General features: G+C 62.8%; 11 protein-coding genes. 3 read left to right on the top strand and 8 right to left on the bottom strand.

Features of this window, described 5'->3' with window-relative positions; translation table 11 throughout:
• Positions 1–76: 76 nt before the first annotated feature.
• Positions 77–1642: a lytic transglycosylase domain-containing protein gene (locus FM101_RS11640; protein WP_086999764.1), complete on the top strand. Its 1566-nt coding sequence runs from the start codon at positions 77–79 to the stop codon at positions 1640–1642.
• A gap of 80 nt (positions 1643–1722) precedes the next feature.
• Here FM101_RS11640 and FM101_RS11635 read toward each other — a convergent pair whose 3' ends face one another.
• From FM101_RS11635 to FM101_RS11615, 5 genes are all read right to left on the bottom strand, one after another.
• A complete protein-coding gene (locus FM101_RS11635; RefSeq protein WP_086999762.1) occupies positions 1723–3189 on the bottom strand; it encodes a sensor histidine kinase in 1467 nt (488 codons plus the stop codon).
• A 3-nt stretch (positions 3190–3192) separates the two neighbouring features.
• Complete coding sequence (locus FM101_RS11630) at positions 3193–8016, bottom strand: NAD-glutamate dehydrogenase (RefSeq protein WP_086999760.1); 4824 nt, start codon at positions 8014–8016, stop codon at positions 3193–3195.
• Positions 8017–8112: 96 nt separating this feature from the next.
• A complete protein-coding gene (locus FM101_RS11625) occupies positions 8113–9354 on the bottom strand; it encodes an AAA family ATPase (protein WP_086999758.1) in 1242 nt (413 codons plus the stop codon).
• The gene (locus tag FM101_RS11620) at positions 9351–10004 is read right to left on the bottom strand and encodes a hypothetical protein (RefSeq protein WP_143269285.1); all 654 of its coding nucleotides are present in this window, start codon (positions 10002–10004) and stop codon (positions 9351–9353) included. Before FM101_RS11620 ends, FM101_RS11625 begins: the two co-directional genes overlap by 4 nt.
• 147 nt (positions 10005–10151) lie before the next feature.
• A complete protein-coding gene (locus FM101_RS11615) occupies positions 10152–10706 on the bottom strand; it encodes a hypothetical protein (protein WP_086999754.1) in 555 nt (184 codons plus the stop codon).
• Between the two features lie 120 nt (positions 10707–10826).
• Here FM101_RS11615 and FM101_RS11610 point away from each other — a divergent pair, with 120 nt between their 5' ends.
• Positions 10827–11618, top strand: coding sequence for a LysM peptidoglycan-binding domain-containing protein (locus FM101_RS11610; protein WP_143269284.1), 792 nt, complete (start codon positions 10827–10829; stop codon positions 11616–11618).
• A gap of 5 nt (positions 11619–11623) precedes the next feature.
• Positions 11624–12196, top strand: coding sequence for an Rv3235 family protein (locus tag FM101_RS11605; protein ID WP_143269283.1), 573 nt, complete (start codon positions 11624–11626; stop codon positions 12194–12196).
• On the opposite strand, the gene secA is transcribed toward FM101_RS11605, so the two are convergent.
• The 3 genes from secA to hpf form a co-directional block, all read right to left on the bottom strand.
• Positions 12193–14928, bottom strand: a complete 2736-nt coding sequence (gene secA, locus FM101_RS11600) for a preprotein translocase subunit SecA (RefSeq protein ID WP_086999749.1) — start codon at positions 14926–14928, stop codon at positions 12193–12195. The genes FM101_RS11605 and secA overlap by 4 nt on opposite strands.
• Positions 14929–15000: 72 nt before the next feature.
• Positions 15001–16251 carry a winged helix-turn-helix domain-containing protein gene (locus FM101_RS11595; RefSeq protein WP_143269282.1) on the bottom strand — a complete coding sequence of 417 codons (1251 nt, stop codon included), beginning with the start codon at positions 16249–16251 and terminating at the stop codon, positions 15001–15003.
• A gap of 28 nt (positions 16252–16279) precedes the next feature.
• Entirely contained in the window at positions 16280–16963 is a 684-nt protein-coding gene (gene hpf / locus FM101_RS11590; RefSeq protein ID WP_086999747.1) for a ribosome hibernation-promoting factor, HPF/YfiA family, read from the bottom strand.
• Positions 16964–16980: the final 17 nt, after the last annotated feature.

Here is a 16980-nt window from a genome sequence, read left to right as displayed (position 1 = left end):
TATCGCGAAGCCCTGCCTGGCTTCATCTCGACGGTGACCTCTTCGGCCAAGGCCGTCGCGATCAGAGGATGTCTACATGCCCGAGCACCGCACCAGCGGCGCGCGTTCCTCGAACGTCTTCGTTCAGGGATCCCGCAACCGTTCCATTTCCGGAGCCGTCGCAGCCGCGGCGATTCCCGCCGTCGTTCTGTCAGGTATGGCAGCAGCCGCACCAGCAGCCGCCGTCGAGGCTCCCACCTCCACAGCCCTTCTCACGCCGAAGGCCGCGACACCCGCGAACATCGCCGCCGCACAGCAGCGCATTGCCGCTCATCTGGTGGCTTCGCAGGTTCCCACCCGCCTCACCGTGGCCGCTTCGCCCGCCAAGAAGGTGACCGTGAAATCCGGAGACACGCTCTCGGGAATCGCCCACCACCACCACGTTCCGCTGTCGAAGCTCCTCAAGGCCAATAAGCTCAAGGCCAGCGATCTGATCTTCCCCGGTCAGAAGCTCAAGCTCTCCGGCGGATCGACCTCCTCCAAATCCAGCTCGAGCTCATCCAAGAAGAGTTCCAGCGGTTCGGCCTCGACCTACACGGTCAAGTCGGGCGACACTCTTTCCGGGATCGCCCAGACTGCAGGCATGGGCCTGTCCAAGCTCCTGGCAGCGAACGACATGAGCATGTCCACCGTCATCTACCCGGGGAAGAAGCTCAAGCTCTCCGGCGGGTCGACCTCCTCCAAATCCAGCTCGAGCTCATCCAAGAAAAGTTCCAGCGGCTCCGCCTCGACCTACACGGTCAAGTCAGGCGACACCCTTTCCGGGATCGCCCAGAACGCAGGCATGGGCCTGTCCAAGCTCCTGGCAGCGAACAACATGACCATGTCCACCGTCATCTACCCGGGGAAGAAGCTCAAGCTCTCCGGCGGGTCGACCTCCTCCAAATCCAGCTCGAGTTCCTCCGGATCTTCGAGCTCTTCGAAGAAGACGACCACGAGCACCTATACGGTCAAGTCAGGAGACACCCTTTCGGGTATCGCCGGCAAGGCAGGTATGGGCTTGTCCAAGCTGCTGGCCGCCAACAACATGAGCAACTCCTCGGTCATCTACCCCGGGCAGAAGCTCAAACTCTCCGGCGGATCCACGGTTTCCTCGACGTCGTCGCCCCGCAAGCAGCTGGTTCCCGATACCTTCCTGCACTATAAGTACCCGGCCAGCACGGTGAAGTCCGCGAACGACAACAAGTACACGTTGCTGTCGCGCAACCTTCCCTCGCGTTCGGAAATGCAGTCAATCATCGCCAGTACGGCACGCAAGATGGGCGTCGACCCCTCGCTGGCTCTGGCACATGCTTACCAGGAGTCCGGATTCAACATGGGAGCGGTCTCCCCCGCCAACGCCATCGGTGCCATGCAGGTCATTCCGACCTCGGGTGACTGGGCCTCCCAGTTGGTCGGCCGGAAGCTGGACCTGTTGAACCCCTACGACAACGCCACTGCTGGCGTGGCGATCATTCGTTCGCTGCAGCGCACCAGCCGCAGCGTCGAAGAAGGCATCGCCTCGTACTACCAGGGGCAGGGCTCGGTGAAACGCAATGGCATGTACAGCGACACCAAGACCTATGTGAAGTCCGTCAAGGCACACCAGAAGAAGTTCAACTGATCAACGGCTGAGCCACCACAACGCAGGCCGGTCCCTTCGGGGGCCGGCCTGCGTTATGTGATCCTGTCTTCTTTGGTCCTTCAGCTGCGCAGCGGAAGATCCAGAATGACATCGGTGCCGCTATGGGCTCCGGGCTCCCATTCGATGGTTCCGGCCAGTTCGCTGGTCACCAAGGTGCGCACGATCTGCAGTCCAAGCCCGTCTTTGCGGGGTTCGGAACCCAGACCACGGCCGTCGTCGGAGACCACCACGCGCAACCGTTCGCTGCCGTCGGCGATCGTTCGACGCACTGCATGGAGGCTGACCGTACCGTCTCGCTCCCCCAAACCGTGTTCGACGGCGTTGGAAACCAGTTCGTTGACGACGAGTGACAGCGGGGTTGCCAACTCGCTGGGCAGTCCGCCGAAGGATCCCGAACGTTCTGTATGAACCACCTGACCCGGTGAGGCGACTTCGGCAGCCAACCTGAACTGGCGGTCAATCAGTTCATCGAAGTCAACGTTCTGACTCAGCCCCTGGGATAGGGTCTCGTGCACCAACGCGATCGTTGCCACCCTGCGCATGGCTTGTTCTAGTCCCTGCTTTCCATCTTCACTGACCATGCGGCGTGACTGCATGCGCAAGAGGGCCGCTACGGTCTGCAAGTTGTTCTTCACCCGATGGTGAATCTCACGGATGGTGGCGTCCTTCGACACCAGTTCCATCTCCCGACGCCGTAGCTCCGTGACATCACGGCAGAGCACCAGGGCCCCGTATCTCTTCTTGCCGTCACGCAAGGGGATGGCGCGCAGGGACAAACTGACCCCGTTGGACTCGACTTCGGTACGCCACGGCATTTTGCCGGTGACCACCAATGCCAAGGATTCGTCCACGAGACGGTGGTCTCTGAGGAGCCCCGTCGTCACTTCAGCCAGTGAACGGCTCTCCAAGGAATCCACGCCACCCAGACGACGGTAAGCAGAGACCCCGTTGGGACTGGCGTATTGCACGATGCCTTCGGCATCAAGACGAATCAGCCCGTCACCGACGCGAGGAGCGCCACGCCGGGACCCTGTAGGGGTGGCAAAGTCCGGCCACAGGCCCTGCATGCCCATGCGCAACAGATCAGTTGCACACTGCTTATAGGTCTGTTCCAACCGGGAGGCCATCCGCGAATTGGACAGGTCCTGATGACTCGTGACTACTGCCAGCGTCCTACCGTTGCGCACCATCGGGAACGCCTCGATACGCATGGCCGATTCCTGTGTCCAGTGCTCCTCGCCGGCGCGCTGGGATTCGCCACTGGTCCAGGCTTGCTGGACCAGTGGGCGCAGGTCCTTGCGGATCCGCTCACCGACGAAGTCACTATGGAAGACGGTGTGGCTGGTGGAGGGACGTACATGCGCCAAGGCCACATACGTCCCTCCTGCCGAGGGATGCCACAGAACCAAGTCAGCGAAGGCCAGGTCCGCGACCATCTGCCAATCCCCCACCAGCAGGTGGAGCCATTCCTCGTCCCCAGGCCTAAAGTCGGCTTCGGCCCGGATCGGATCGGTGAACGTCGCCAAGAGCTACCGCCGGACGATCGAACGCAGGAGACGCAGTGCCACCGACAGTGAAGCCATATCGTCGCGTTCGAGGCTATTGACCTCATCGAACATGCTCTTCGCTCGTGCCAGGTTGTCGGCATTCTGCTCTTCCCATGCAACGACTCGCGCCTCGGGGGCGAGCACCTCCGGTGCGGCTTTCAGTGCCGCCTCGGTGATATCCACCGCCGTGGAATACAAATCGTCGCGCAGCGCCGCGCGGGCCAACGCCTGCCACCGGTCTCCGCGTGGGAGCCGCGTAATGCGTTCGAGCAATCCGTCGATACCGAAGCGTTCGAAGACCACGTAGTAGACGGCGGCGACCTCTCGGGCCGGCAGTCCCTGCACGTGGGCAGCCTGGGCGATATCCAGCAAGGCAAAACCCTCGAACTGCAGAGCCCACCGGGAAGCCAATCCCTCGGGCAGTCCCCACCGGAGGCCGTTGGCCTTCCATTCGGCGACGCGCTCGGCGTCGGCTCCGCGCAGCAGGTCCCCGAGCTCGGCCTGCAAGGCGGTGACCGTCGGTTCGAAGGCGTCGATGTCCTGCTGGACGCTCGTACCGGATCCCACATGGGAGATGAACCAACGCGTCGCCCGGTCCAGCAGCCGGCGCATATCCAGCTGGATACGGCACCAATGTTCGACGGGAACGCTTGCCGGCAAATCGGTCACTGCGTCAACGAACTCATCCAGCGCATAGATTTCGCGCAGCGCCACGAACGAGCGAGCCACCGACTCCTCGGTAGCGCTGGTCTCTTCCAGAACGCGGAAGGCATAGGTGATGCCACCCATATTGACGATGTCGTTGGCCACGACAGTACTGACGATTTCCCGACGCAACGGGTGGGTCAGGACGTCCTGGGGGAACTTCTCGGATAGCTGTACCGGGAAGTACTCGCGCATGGTCTGATCGAAATATGGGTCGTCGGCGAGTTTGGTCTGCGCCAACGCGGTGGCCAGCTGAATCTTGGAATAGGCCACCAAGACAGCTAGCTCGGGAGCGGTCAGCGATTTACCTCCGGCTAGTCGTTCCTCCAGTTCTTCGGTACTGGGCAGGAACTCGAGCTCGCGGTCGAGGTCCGCGTTCTCCTCCAGCCAGTCCATGAGGCGTTCGAAGCTCGGGCTCCATTCGGAAAGGTGCTGCTTGTCGTTGACCAACAGGATGTTCTGGTCGACGTTCGTGCGCAGGACCAGCCGGGCGACCTCGTCGGTCATCGAATGCAGGAACTCTGCCCGCTCGTCCTCGGGCAGTTTTCCTGCGGTGACCATGCGGTCGATCAGGATCTTGATGTTGACCTCGTGGTCGGAGCAGTCCACTCCGGCGGAATTGTCGATGGCGTCGGTGTTGAGGATGACCCCGTTGAGCGCGGCTTCGATCCGTCCACGCTGGGTCATTCCCAGGTTTCCACCCTCGCCGACGACGCGAGCACGCAAATCGTTGCCATCGACCCGGATGGCGTCATTGGCACGATCCCCGACATCCGCGTGGGATTCCGAGGAAGACTTCACGTAGGTGCCGATGCCCCCGTTGTAGACCAGGTCCACGGGAGCCGACAGTACGGCCCGCAGCAGATCCGGAGGAGACATCGACGTCGTCCCGTCCGGCAAGCCGAGAACCTCTCTGACTTGGTCGGAGACCGGGATGGACTTGGACTGACGGGGATAGACGCCACCGCCTTCGCTGATCAGCGACGTGTCGTAGTCTCCCCAGCTGGAGCGGGGTAGTTCATACAGACGTTGGCGCTCTGCGTAGGCCGGCTTCGGATCGGGGTTCGGGTCCAGGAAGATATGCCGGTGGTCGAAGGCGGCCACCAATTTGGCGTGTTCGGAACGCTGGAGCCCGTTGCCGAAGACGTCTCCGCTCATATCCCCGATCCCGGCCACGGTGAATTCTTCGGTCTGGGTGTCGACACCCAGCTCGAAGAAGTGCCGTTTGACCGATTCCCACGCCCCGCGCGCGGTGATACCCATGGCCTTGTGGTCGTAGCCCACCGAACCACCGGAGGCGAAGGCGTCACCGAGCCAGTGACCACGGGCCAACGAGATCTCGTTGGCGGTATCGGAGAAACTGGCCGTCCCCTTATCGGCGGCAACGACCAGGTAGGTGTCGTCGTCGTCCAGACGGACCACACGATCCGGCACGACCACCTTCTCCGTGTCGCCGTCCCTCACCAGGTTGTCGGTGATGTCCAGCAAGGCCGAAATGAAGATGCGGTAAGCGGCCTTGCCTTCCTCGATCCAGGCATTGCGATCAACCGTCGGGTCCGGCAGGTTCTTGGCAAAGAACCCACCCTTGGCCCCGGTGGGGACGATCACGGCGTTCTTCACCATTTGTGCCTTGACCAGCCCCAGGACTTCGGTTCTGAAGTCCTCGCGGCGATCCGACCAGCGCAGACCACCGCGGGCGACCTTGCCGTAGCGCAGGTGCACTCCTTCGACCCGTGGCGAATAGACCCAGATTTCGTATTGCGGGCGGGGGAAGGGAGCGCTGTCGATCCGGCCCGGTTCGAGCTTGAACGAGAGGTGGATGGTGTCTTGGTAGTAGTTCGTGCGTGTGGTGGCGTCGATGACGTTGACGAAGCGGCGCAGGAGTCGGTCAGCGTCAAGGGTGGCCACATGTTCGAGGCCAGCATCCAAAGCGGCGCGGGCCGTTTCGGTGCGGACCTTCCGTTGGCCTTCGTCGAGATCCGGATCGAAGGTGCCCTCGAACAGGTCGACCAGCGCCTCGGTGACTTCCGGGTTGGCCAGCATCGTGTCGGCAATGAAGCCGTAGGAGTTCGAGGCGCCGAGCTGGCCCAGGTACTTCGCGTAGGCCCGCAGAACAGCGGTCTCCCGCCAGGAAAGTCCCTGGGTCAGGATCAGACGGTCGAAGGCATCGGACTCGGCCCGTCCGACGAAGACCGCACGGTAGGCCTCGGTCAGCAGGTCGCTGGTTTCCAGCGGATCGATGCCCTCCGGGTATTTCAGACCCAGGTCGTAGAGGTAGAACTTCTTGCCGTCACGTCGTTCGATGGCGAACGGCTTCTCATCAACGACTTCCAGTCCCTGATGGGAAAGCACCGGAAGAATCCGGCTCAACGACAGCGGTTCGGTCAAATACAGGTTCAGCCGCGCGTCGACACCCTGCTGGTCCTCGACATTTGAGGGGACATAGACTTGCAGCACGGGGCCTTCATGTTCCGGATCATCGTAGGTGGAGAAGCGTTCGATATCCTCGAGGGCGTCCTCGACTTCGAAGTTCACCCGGTATGCCTGCGGGAACGCATCGGCCCAAAGCCGGGACAATTCAGTGGCTTCGGAGCGTTCGAAGCGGCTGCGCACCTCTTCGTCCACACCTTCGGCCCAGGATCTGACGGCCCGCACCAACCGCTGTTCCAGCTCCTCGCGGGAGACCGTGGGCGTCTGCTCGCCCAGGGGTAGCCGAACTCGGTAAAACAGGCGGACGAGGGCAGATTCGTTCATCTGCACCTCGAATTCGGTGGAATCCGAGCAGTAGGCCTTCTTCAGTTCATTCTCGATGCGCAACCGGACGGCAGTGGTGTACCGGTCGCGGGGAAGGAAGACCAGTGCCGACATAAACCGACCGTAAATATCGGGCCTGAGGAACAGACTCGTGCGACGGCGCTCCTGCAACCGGAGAATTCCGGTGACGATACGCAGGAGGTCCTCGGGTTCGATCTGGAACAGCTCATCCCGCGGGTAGCTCTCCAGGATCGTCAGCAGGTCCTTGCCTGAATGCGAGTCCGGGGCGAAACCCGAGGCCTTGAGCACGCGTTCAACGTTTTCGCGGGCCACCGGGACGGACCGGACCGGACGGGTATAGGCGCTCGTGGCGAAGAGGCCGATGAAGCGCTGTTCGCCCGTGACGTTGCCTTGGGCATCGAAGCTCTTGACCCCGATGTAGTCCAGATAGACCGCGCGGTGGACCGTGGACCGCGAGTTGGCCTTGGTGATCACCAGCGGACGTTTCTCACGGGCCTTGTCCCGCCCCAATTTGGTCAGTTCCTGCCGGAGCATGGTGGTGCCGGACCTGCGCATCAGGCCCAGCCCGCTCTCGGGGCGGACGTGCAGGACGTCCTGACCGTCTTCAACGGCCAGGTCGTATTCGCGATATCCCAGGAACGTGAAGTTGCCGTCGTCGAGCCAGCGCAATAGCTCGGCAGCGCTTTCCCTGTCGGGGATCTCGGAATTCACGTCAGCAAGTGAATCGGCGATCTCGTGGGCCTTGGCGCGCATCGGCGCCCAATCCTCCACAGCGTCACGCACATCGGAGAGGACCTGCTCCAGGCCCTCGACCAGTGCCGTGACCCGTTCCTGGTCCGGCGTCCCGGCGATTTCGATGGCGATCCAGGATTCGACGGTTGATGTCCCGACCTGATTCATGAAGCCGGCAAGATTCGGCAAGGCGGCGGTGTCCCCGGATGAGGTGGCCTCGGCGGTGTTCACCGGTTCAACGGTGGTCGCGATCCCCTGTTCGTCGCGACGGACCAGGCACGTCGGGTGAACAACCAGAGTGATGCCTTGTTCCTGTCGGACGATCTCCGCGGTGACCGAGTCAACCAGGAAGGGCATGTCATCGGTGACGACATAGGCGACGGCACGATCTTCCTCCAGGTCGACCGCGACCTTCGCCCGGCCATGCTCGCGCTGGTGCCCGACGCCCAAATGCACCCCGATGCGGTGGCTGAGCTTCTCCGGTGGATACGTTGTCGCGTCCTCCGGTGAGAGATGCCCGTAGTAGGCCTCGGCGAACTGGGGGGTGTTGGTCTCGGCAATGAATCCTGTAGGACTGCCCGACTCCGACGACATCTATTAACGCCTCCGTAAAAGGATGAGGACCGCGCCTTTGCGGTCTCGAACACTTCAAGACTAACCCGAGGACCGGTTAGCTCCCAATGGGCCGTATCAACGGTTGAAGAACCCCGTACGACGGCGGATTTCCACCGAAACGAGGGCTGCGATCTTGCCCCGCAAAATACTGTCGGGGGCCGACTCGGCCAACACACTGCCCTGCAGCAAGGCCCGGTCCGCTGCGTCCGGGTCCCAGGGCAGCATCGCGTCGATCCCGCCCCCTGGCCCAAAGCGCTCCCAACTCTCCAGCAGCGCCCGTTCGGGCGAGGGCCCCACTGCCGAACGACGCACCCGGTTGAAGACCACGCGTGGTGTCGTCTCGGGCAGGATGTCCCGCAGTTCCTCGAGGCCTTTGATCATCCGGGGCACCCCGACGCTGTCGGCGGACCCGACGGCAATGACCTCTGCTGCGGCTTCCAAGACGGTGAGGGCGGCACCGTTGCGTTGCGGGGCAGACGTGTCGTAGGTCAGGTCTTCGTCGCGTTCAAGGAAGGAAGCGACGTCCACGACCACCACATCGGCGCGACGGCGGACGAAGTCCAGCACCCGGTTCAAGGCCCCGGCCCGTACTTCGGGCCAGCGTTGCGGCCTCGACAACCCTGTGGCCACCCGGATCGTCGTCCCACCGACGGCGACGGCGGCACAGGAACGTTCGAATCCGGACTGGTCGAGCATGCCCTGATCGGAGAGCCGACATAGTTGCGCCAGCCCCGCCGACTCGTCGAGCAGCCCCAGGTGGACGGCGACGCTGGCGCCGTAGGTGTCGGCATCGACCAGCAACACCCGCCGGCCGTCCATGGCAGCTTCGGCAGCCAGGTTCACGGCGATCAGGGTCTTCCCAGTCGAACCCACCGGACCCCAGACGGCCAGGACTGGGCAGGGTTCGGGCTGCGCGATGGGTTCTTCCCTCTCGGAGGCCTGCGCACGACGCGCACCGCGCGGTGGCGGTCGGTGGACGCCGGCAACCAACAGTTCGAGCAAGTCGGAGATCGATTGTTCTGTTGCGGTCGTGGGTTCCACGCCGAGGCCCAGCTCGGAGAGCCGAGCGGCATCCGAGGTTTCGTCGGTGATGACCACCGCAGGTACGCCGTGGAAGGACAATTCGTCGGCGAACTCCGCGTCGATGTCCATCGGCGGGCCCATCAGTAGCGCGGCATCGGCCAAACCGGATTCGGCCAAGGCAACGACTTCACTCAGTTCCTCACAGTGCCGCACGATGGTGACCATTCCGCGCAGCCGTTCAAGACGGTCCGCCAAATCTCCGCCCCAGCCCCAGACGACGACGGCGATACTCATTCGGTGGGCCCTCCAGCGGCGAAGACCACTGTCAATTGCGCTTCATTGGCCAGCGCAGAAATCATATCGGGCAGATCCTCATCGCTCACCAGAAGTTCAACCACCTGCCCTGAGGTTCCTCCGAAACCGGAATCAAGCTCATGGATGGCACTGACCTCCACGGTTTCCAGCAGCTTCTTCGGGTCCTCAAAGGTGGTGGAGTTCGCTCCCCGCTCGGCAGCCCACACATCAACTCTCGTGCCGACTGCCACTGCGACGGGCAAGTCTTTGGATAGCTCAACTGATAGAGGTTTACGTCCCTGCGGGTCGCTTCCCCCCAGGGAGGCCAAGGGCACCAGCTCACCACTGCGGATCAGCGTATTGGCCTGCAGACCTTCGGCAAGGGCCTCTTGGGCGGTGAGGTAGTGGTCTTGGACGGAATCTAGGCGTACGTCGACGATGTCCAGCCCGGTGGATTCCACCTTCTCCCCCATGCTGATGTCCTGGTTGGCTACGTAGACCGGAACCGTTTTGTTCTGCACCGACAGCAGGGTCAAGACCCCCGCCACCGCGACGACGACCAAAAGGATGCCAACAATCAGCCGCGGGTCCCTCCACCCGGGTTTGCGCAATCTGCGCGCCGGCTCACTGTGCTGCACATCGGTTGCCACGCTGCCTCAGCTTCCCGCCCACTGCGATGACACAGTCTGCGTTGGTAGGAGAAGTGCCGGTGGATGGTCCCTCCCTGAACGTCAACACTAATGACTCAACCCTTAACACCCAAGGGTCTGAGGCGATCTGTGGATATTCGGCGGTTTTCAGGCCTCATGCCGCAGGACAGCGATCGAGCCAAAGGGAAGCAAGACCACGGATTTCACGTCTGCGCTGCGGCGGTACCCGTCGGCAGGATGTCGGGCCAGACGAATATGGTCGGCTCCGGCATGGTCCAAGGTCCCGCTCCCCAGCAAAACACCATCGACGGCCCACACCGTCACCCGGGCCCGGTCGCGCACGAGCGAACGCAAGGCAGCGCCTTGGCTCACCCGGCGTCGAACGATGGCGTCCTCCACGACCGCGGCACGCTGAGCGGCCACCTCTATCGACCTGACCCCTGCGGCCAGCACCAGATATTCGGCAGTGCCCTCGAGCAGCGATAACCAATTCACCCCCACATGAACCAGTACGCCGCGCAACCGCTGACCGGAGAGCAGGTCAAGAGCTATGTGCCCTCCGGTTTGACCAGCCAGATGGTCCCAGAGCCGCAGCTGAGACCGTTCGATCCGGACCATCTCCTGGATCTCCACGGTGCGCTCCCGCGCCCGGGCAGCATTCAGTTGGGACTCCAGATCGGCGAATAAAGACTCCCAACGCATGGGCCCACCCTATTCCCATGGATAACTGAAGCCTCTGGACAGCAACGACGACAAGTGCAATGATCAACCTCAGACACCAACAAATGATATTAAATGACATCAAACAAGAGGGTGATGATCGTGAGTAGACAAGGGTTGGATGACCCTGAGCAGACGACGTCGGTCATCACCGGGGTGTTAATCGTGCTCTGTGGGATCCTGCTGGTGCTCTGTGGCGCCGTCTGGCTCCACCACGGCATTCCAGGAGGCGGGCCTTCGAGGTACTCCCCCGTCGGTTGGGACCGCAACGCGGCGCTCACCTGTGTCGTTCTGGGATTGGCGGTGATCATCGGATGGCTCTTCAGTTTCCTGGCCGCGCTCCTCAGTGAAATCCTGCGCCGCTGCGGACGGGCGGCAGCAGCCCAGCACACGGCCCGCCTTTCACCGGCCTTTATGCGCCGCTTGGCTGCAGCCCTGCTCGGCTCCCAGCTCCTGGTGGTGCCGACCGCCCACGCCCTCGCTCCCGTTCCCGCCCCAGCCATCTCGGCTGAAACTGTTCCCTTCAGCCTTCCCCGCCCCGATCTCACGGTCCCCGCACCGGAAGCGAGGGTACCTACTGCTTCCCTGGCCGAACCTCCGCTACCAACACCTCAATGGAATGCCGAGCAGCCGGCCGCGCCCATGGACCGACTGATGGGCCAACCAGGCGAAGCAGCCAGCCCGGGGAACACGGTAGTGGTCGGTACCGGAGATTCACTCTGGTTGATCGCCGCCCGGATGGCCGGGCCCGGGGCAAGTGATGCACAAATTGCCCACGACTGGCCTCGCTGGTACCAAGCCAACCGGGAAGCCATCGGCCCAGACCCGGATCTATTGCAGATCGGAACCGTCTTGACCCGGCCACGAGCCGAGCTGGACCAGAACGGAAAGTAGGAGCCATGAGCCACCCAGCACAACCCGATCCCCCGCCACCAAATAGTATTGCCGGTCCCGGGATCGGGTTTTCCGCAGGATCACCGGAGGCAATGATCCGCCCCCTGCCAGTGCGCAAATTCGCTGACCTACTCCCGGCTTCCACCTATCGGTATCCCGCCAAGACCACCGACAGGACCACGCCGGGCCGCCCGGCTTCGGGTGCGCGGCACGAAGCGGGGGAAGCAGCCCGGCGCGAAGAAGTCGCCCACGTGCAGACGATCGTGCGCCTGGTCGCCCTCGCCGCGTTCGAATCGATGTCGGGGGTCAGACCGGTCCACCAGCTGGCCCGTTGGCTTGAAGCCAGCCAGTACGAGAAACTTCGTTGCCGAGTCGCCCTGATCAATGCCACGCAACCCGACGACGGATCCCGATCCCACCGCAACACCAGCATCCGTCGCACCCGGCTCTGCCCGGTGGCGACCGGCGCTTACGAGGCCAGCCTGGTGGTCGCCGAAAACAACCGTGTCCGTGCCGCCGCTCTCCGGGTGGAGCGGCGACACGGACACTGGACCGTTGTCGACCTGCAGTTGGGTTAGCTGCGCTTGGACTTCTTGGAACGACGCTCGGCCCGGTTGGCCTTGCCCTTTGTTTTGTTTTCAGTCGAGGCGGAACGCTCCACATGGGATTCCGGGTCGCCATCTTCACTGGGTGAGGTGTACTGCAACGTCGACGGACGGGCCGGCGCGTCCAGGCCAGGGGTGTTCAGTACCGGCGTCGTGGTGTTCGAACGCCCGTCGGTCACCCCGGGCAGGGATACCGGTGTCGGCGCGGCAACCTCGACCTCGAGGTTGAAGAGGAAACCGACGCTTTCCTCGCGGATGGCCTCCATCATCGTCTGGAACATCACGAAACCTTCGCGCTGGTATTCGACCAGCGGGTCACGCTGGGCCATCGCCCGCAGCCCGATGCCCTCCTTGAGGTAGTCCATCTCGTAGAGGTGTTCCTGCCATTTGCGTCCGATCACGCTCAAGACGACGCGGCGTTCGAGTTCACGCAGATTTTCCGACCCAATGGCCCGTTCGCGTTCTTCGTACTGAACGCGCGCGTCGGAGAGGATCTCCTCGTGGAGGAACTCCGGGGTGATGCGGCCGGGGCCACCACCTTCTTCCAGGACTTCGTCAATGGTCAACCCCATCGGGTACAACTGCCCCAGGTTGGTCCACAATTGCTTGAAGTCCCAGTCGTCACCGTGCCCCACGCTCGTCGTCTCGGCCACCATGGCCTTGATCGCGTCCTCCAAGAAATGCTGGACCTGCTCCTGCAGGTCGCCGCCTTCGAGGATGCGACGGCGGTCGCCGTAGATGGCCTCACGCTGGCGGTTCATGACGTCGTCGTACTTCAGGACGTTCTTGCGCTGTTCGGCGTTGGTCGACTCGACCTGGCCCTGGGCGGTTTCGATGGCCCGCGAAACGATCTTCGATTCCAGTGCCATGTCCTCGGGCATCGAGGGGTTGTTCATGATCCGTTGGGCCGCGTTGGCGTTGAAGCGGCGCATCAGCTCATCGGTCATGGACAGGTAGAAACGGGACTCCCCCGGATCCCCCTGACGTCCGGAACGGCCACGGAGCTGGTTGTCGATACGGCGGGATTCGTGGCGTTCGGTACCCAGGACGTAGAGCCCGCCCAGCCCGCGGACCTCGTCGGCCTCGGCCTTCACGCTCTCCCGGGCCGCGGCGAAGACCTCATCCCAGACCCGCTCGTATTCCTCCGAATCGCGTTCGGGATCCAGCCCACGGCGTTCCATATCAGCAACCGCCAGGAACTCGGCGTTGCCGCCGAGCATGATGTCGGTACCGCGGCCAGCCATATTGGTTGCCACGGTGACAGCGCCCTTCTTGCCGGCCTGGGCGATCACGGCAGCCTCACGGGCGTGTTGCTTGGCGTTGAGCACCTCGTGGCGGACGCCCTCCTGGGCGAGCTTGCGGGAAAGGTATTCGCTCTTTTCGACGCTCGTGGTGCCGATCAAGACCGGTTGTCCGGCAGCGTGGCGTTCAACGATGTCCTGGGCAACGGCGTCGAATTTGGCGATCTCGTTCTTGTAGATCAGGTCCGACTGGTCCTTACGCACCATCGGTTTATTCGTGGGGATCTCCACGACACCGATGCTGTAGGTGCCCATGAACTCTGCTGCCTCGGTCTGCGCGGTGCCGGTCATGCCGGAAAGCTTCGCGTAGAGGCGGAAATAGTTCTGCAGGGTGACCGTGGCCATGGTCTGGTTCTCGGCCTTGATCTCGACGTTTTCCTTCGCCTCGATCGCCTGGTGCATGCCTTCGTTATAGCGGCGCCCGGCCAGGGTACGGCCGGTATGTTCGTCGACGATCATGACTTCGCCCTTGATCACGACGTAGTCCTTGTCCTTCTTGAACAATTCCTTGGCCTTGATGGCGTTGTTCAGGAAACCAATCAGCGGGGTATTGGCCTCTTCGTAGAGGTTGTGGATGCCCAGATGGTCTTCGACCTTCTCGATCCCTGCCTCCAGCACGCCCACGGTGCGCTTCTTTTCATCGACCTCATAGTCGGTGTCGATCTCCAGCCGGGTCACGAGTCGGGCGAATTCGCTGAACCAGCGGTTCACGTCGCCTTGGGCTTGACCCGAAATGATCAACGGGGTCCTGGCCTCATCGATGAGAATGGAGTCGACCTCATCGACGATGGCGAAGTTGTGGCCGCGCTGGACCAGCTCGTCCTTGCTCCAGGCCATGTTGTCGCGCAGATAGTCGAAACCGAACTCGTTATTCGTTCCGTAGGTGATATCTGCTTCGTACTGCTGGCGACGCACGGAAGGATCCTGGTTGGACAGGATGCAGCCCGTTGTCATGCCGAGGAACCGGAAGACGCGCCCCATCAGGTCCGATTGGTACTCGGCGAGGTAGTCGTTGGTCGTAATGACGTGGACGCCCTTGCCGGAGATGGCATTCAGGTAGGCGGGCCCGGTGGCGACCAGAGTCTTACCTTCACCGGTCTTCATCTCGGCAATATCACCCAAGTGCAAGGCGGCCCCGCCCATGAGCTGGACGTCGAAGTGACGCATGCCCAGGGTGCGGTCCGACGCCTCGCGTACTGCGGCAAAGGCCTCGGGTAGCAGCGAGTCCAGTGAAGCGCCTTCTTGGAAGCGCTTCTTGAAGCCCTCGGTTTCGGCCCGCAGATCCGCATCCGACATGGCCCGGAACTCGTCCTCAAGCAGGTTGATGGCCTCCGCGTATCCGCGCAGTCGCTTCAGGGTCTTCTTGTCGCCGGTCCGCAGGACGCGTTCTAGCAGTGATGCCACGTGGTAGCTCCAAATCTCAGGCACAGGAATTCTGGCTTGACCAGTCTACGGGAGACACGATCGACAGCCCGTTCAAGTTCCCGTGCTTCGCGTCCCCACCGTAGCGGCCAGTTCTAGGGAAAGGCTACCCTCCAGTTGGACCTGCACCGATTCCAAACCGAGCCATTCAGCCATCAGGAAAAGCTCTGACGCGAGTTCAGCGGCAGTTTCGGTGGGCGCTGCGGGTTCTGGGTGGCTGGATCTGACGATGAGCGCGCCTCGGGCACGATCGGCCTTGAGGTCGACCCGGGCCACGATCTGCTCACCCAGCAGGAACGGGAGCACGTAGTAGCCATAACGTCGTTTGGCTGCTGGGGTATAGATCTCGAGCCGGTAGTGGAACCCAAAGAGTTGCTCGAGCCGTCGGCGTTCGAAGACCAACGAATCGAAGGGGCTCAGCAGTGCTCGCGCCCGCGCCGTGCGGGGTTTGAGCGCGCTGTTGTGGAGGAATTGGCGTCCGGGCCACCCCAGGACGTCAACCGGCTCAAGTACCCCTTCCTCGACAAGCCGCTCCACGGCAACTGCCGCGACGCGAACAGGCAACCTGAAGTAATCGGCTAAGCAGCGCACCGTGCCGATGCCATGGGCCCTGGCTGCCGCTTCAACCAGTCGATGGGCCGAGGATTCACGTTCGGCCCCCGAACCTAACGGGACCGGCGCGAGGGGGCCCGCGTCCCGCGCGTGCGGGGGAAGAACCTGGGAGATCAGGGCATAGCGGCGTTCAAACTGGGCGTTTCGACTGGCAACGCCGACCTCTCCGACGGCGAAGAGCGCCTCCAACGCCTCCTTGACCGTGGACCGGTTCCATCCCCAGCCGGAGCGGTCGATCTTCTCGTGATGCCCCAACCGGGCGGCCACTTCACGGGCAGTCAGGGGGCGCGAGGAAGCCAGCAACTCCACAATCCGGTCGGCCAGTTCACGCAGCCACGGACGATCAGAGCTGAAGCTGCCCATCCAGGTCCGCCGTTGCCAGAGCAACAGGTCGGCATGGTGTTCGGGGCGAATAAAGCTGGCTTCATGAGCCCAGTACTCCACCATGCGGCGCGGTGACCGTGAGGACATCCGGTCCACCAGGGCCGGAGCGTAGGGCCCCAAACGAGCAAAAAGCGGAAGGTAGTGCGCCCGGGTCAGAACATTGACCGAATCAATCTGGAGCAGTTGCAGGCGTTCGAAGGTGCGGCCCACCTGCCGGGCGGTTGCCGGGCCGGTGGGCCGTTCCTGATGAAGTCCCTGGGCTGCCAGCGCAATGCGCCGGGCTTGGGCCAAGGTCATCGATCGGGTCATCGAGCCCTACCGGGCTCAGGCACCGTCATCAGACGGCGGCACCCTGTGAACCACGGTACTTCCGCGTTTCCACGGTCTCCTCGTCGGAGTGGTTGTCATCGAGGGTGATGACCCCGTAGTTCCATTGCCGCCGGCGGTATACCACCGAGCTGACACCGGTTTCGGCATCCACGAAGAGGTAGAACGGGTGACCGACGAGTTCCATGCGGTCCACGGCATCGTCCACGCTCATGGTCTCGGAAGGGAAGACCTTGCGGCGGATTTCGACGGGGCTTTCCGCGGCAGCTTCGGCTGCTTCTCGCTCCTGGTCTTGTTCCTGGCGGGTTTGTTCATGCAGGGGCATGGTGCTGCTGACCGGTTCCAGTGTCGACGTCGCCTGGAATACGGCCTTCGGTGTCTGGCGACCGTGGTGAACTTTCCTCCGATCGCGAGCCCGACGCAACCGCTCGAGCAATTTGGCGAAGGCGGTATCGAAGGCCGCGAACTTATCGGCGGCCTTGGCCTCGGCACGGATGGCCGGTCCGCTGCCCACGACACTGATTTCCACTGTCAGCTGGGCTTCGGCCTGCCGGGCGTTGGGTTCCTTGGTGACTTTCACATCGAGGCGCTGGACCTTGCTGGCCAACTGCTCGATCTTGTCCGTCTTCTCGTCCGCGTACTCGCGGAATCGGTCGGATACCGTCACGTTGCGCCCGGTGATGTTCATCTCCATGGTGTCCTCCTACTGAC

Source organism: Arthrobacter rhombi (assembly GCF_900163545.1).
GTDB lineage: Bacteria > Actinomycetota > Actinomycetes > Actinomycetales > Micrococcaceae > Arthrobacter_H > Arthrobacter_H rhombi_A.
The sequence above is the reverse complement of the archived record's forward strand: the minus strand, read 5'-3'. Positions and strand labels throughout refer to the sequence as shown.

What these genes read in the sequence shown, in the direction of transcription:
- FM101_RS11615 (WP_086999754.1), bottom strand. Translation starts at nt 10,706, where the DNA reads ATGCGTTGGGAGTCTTTATTCGCCGATCTGGAGTCCCAACTGAATGCT.
- FM101_RS11630 (WP_086999760.1), bottom strand. Translation starts at nt 8,016, where the DNA reads ATGTCGTCGGAGTCGGGCAGTCCTACAGGATTCATTGCCGAGACCAAC.
- hpf (WP_086999747.1), bottom strand. Translation starts at nt 16,963, where the DNA reads ATGGAGATGAACATCACCGGGCGCAACGTGACGGTATCCGACCGATTC.
- FM101_RS11640 (WP_086999764.1), top strand. Translation starts at nt 77, where the DNA reads ATGCCCGAGCACCGCACCAGCGGCGCGCGTTCCTCGAACGTCTTCGTT.
- FM101_RS11605 (WP_143269283.1), top strand. Translation starts at nt 11,624, where the DNA reads ATGAGCCACCCAGCACAACCCGATCCCCCGCCACCAAATAGTATTGCC.
- FM101_RS11595 (WP_143269282.1), bottom strand. Translation starts at nt 16,251, where the DNA reads ATGACCCGATCGATGACCTTGGCCCAAGCCCGGCGCATTGCGCTGGCA.
- FM101_RS11625 (WP_086999758.1), bottom strand. Translation starts at nt 9,354, where the DNA reads ATGAGTATCGCCGTCGTCGTCTGGGGCTGGGGCGGAGATTTGGCGGAC.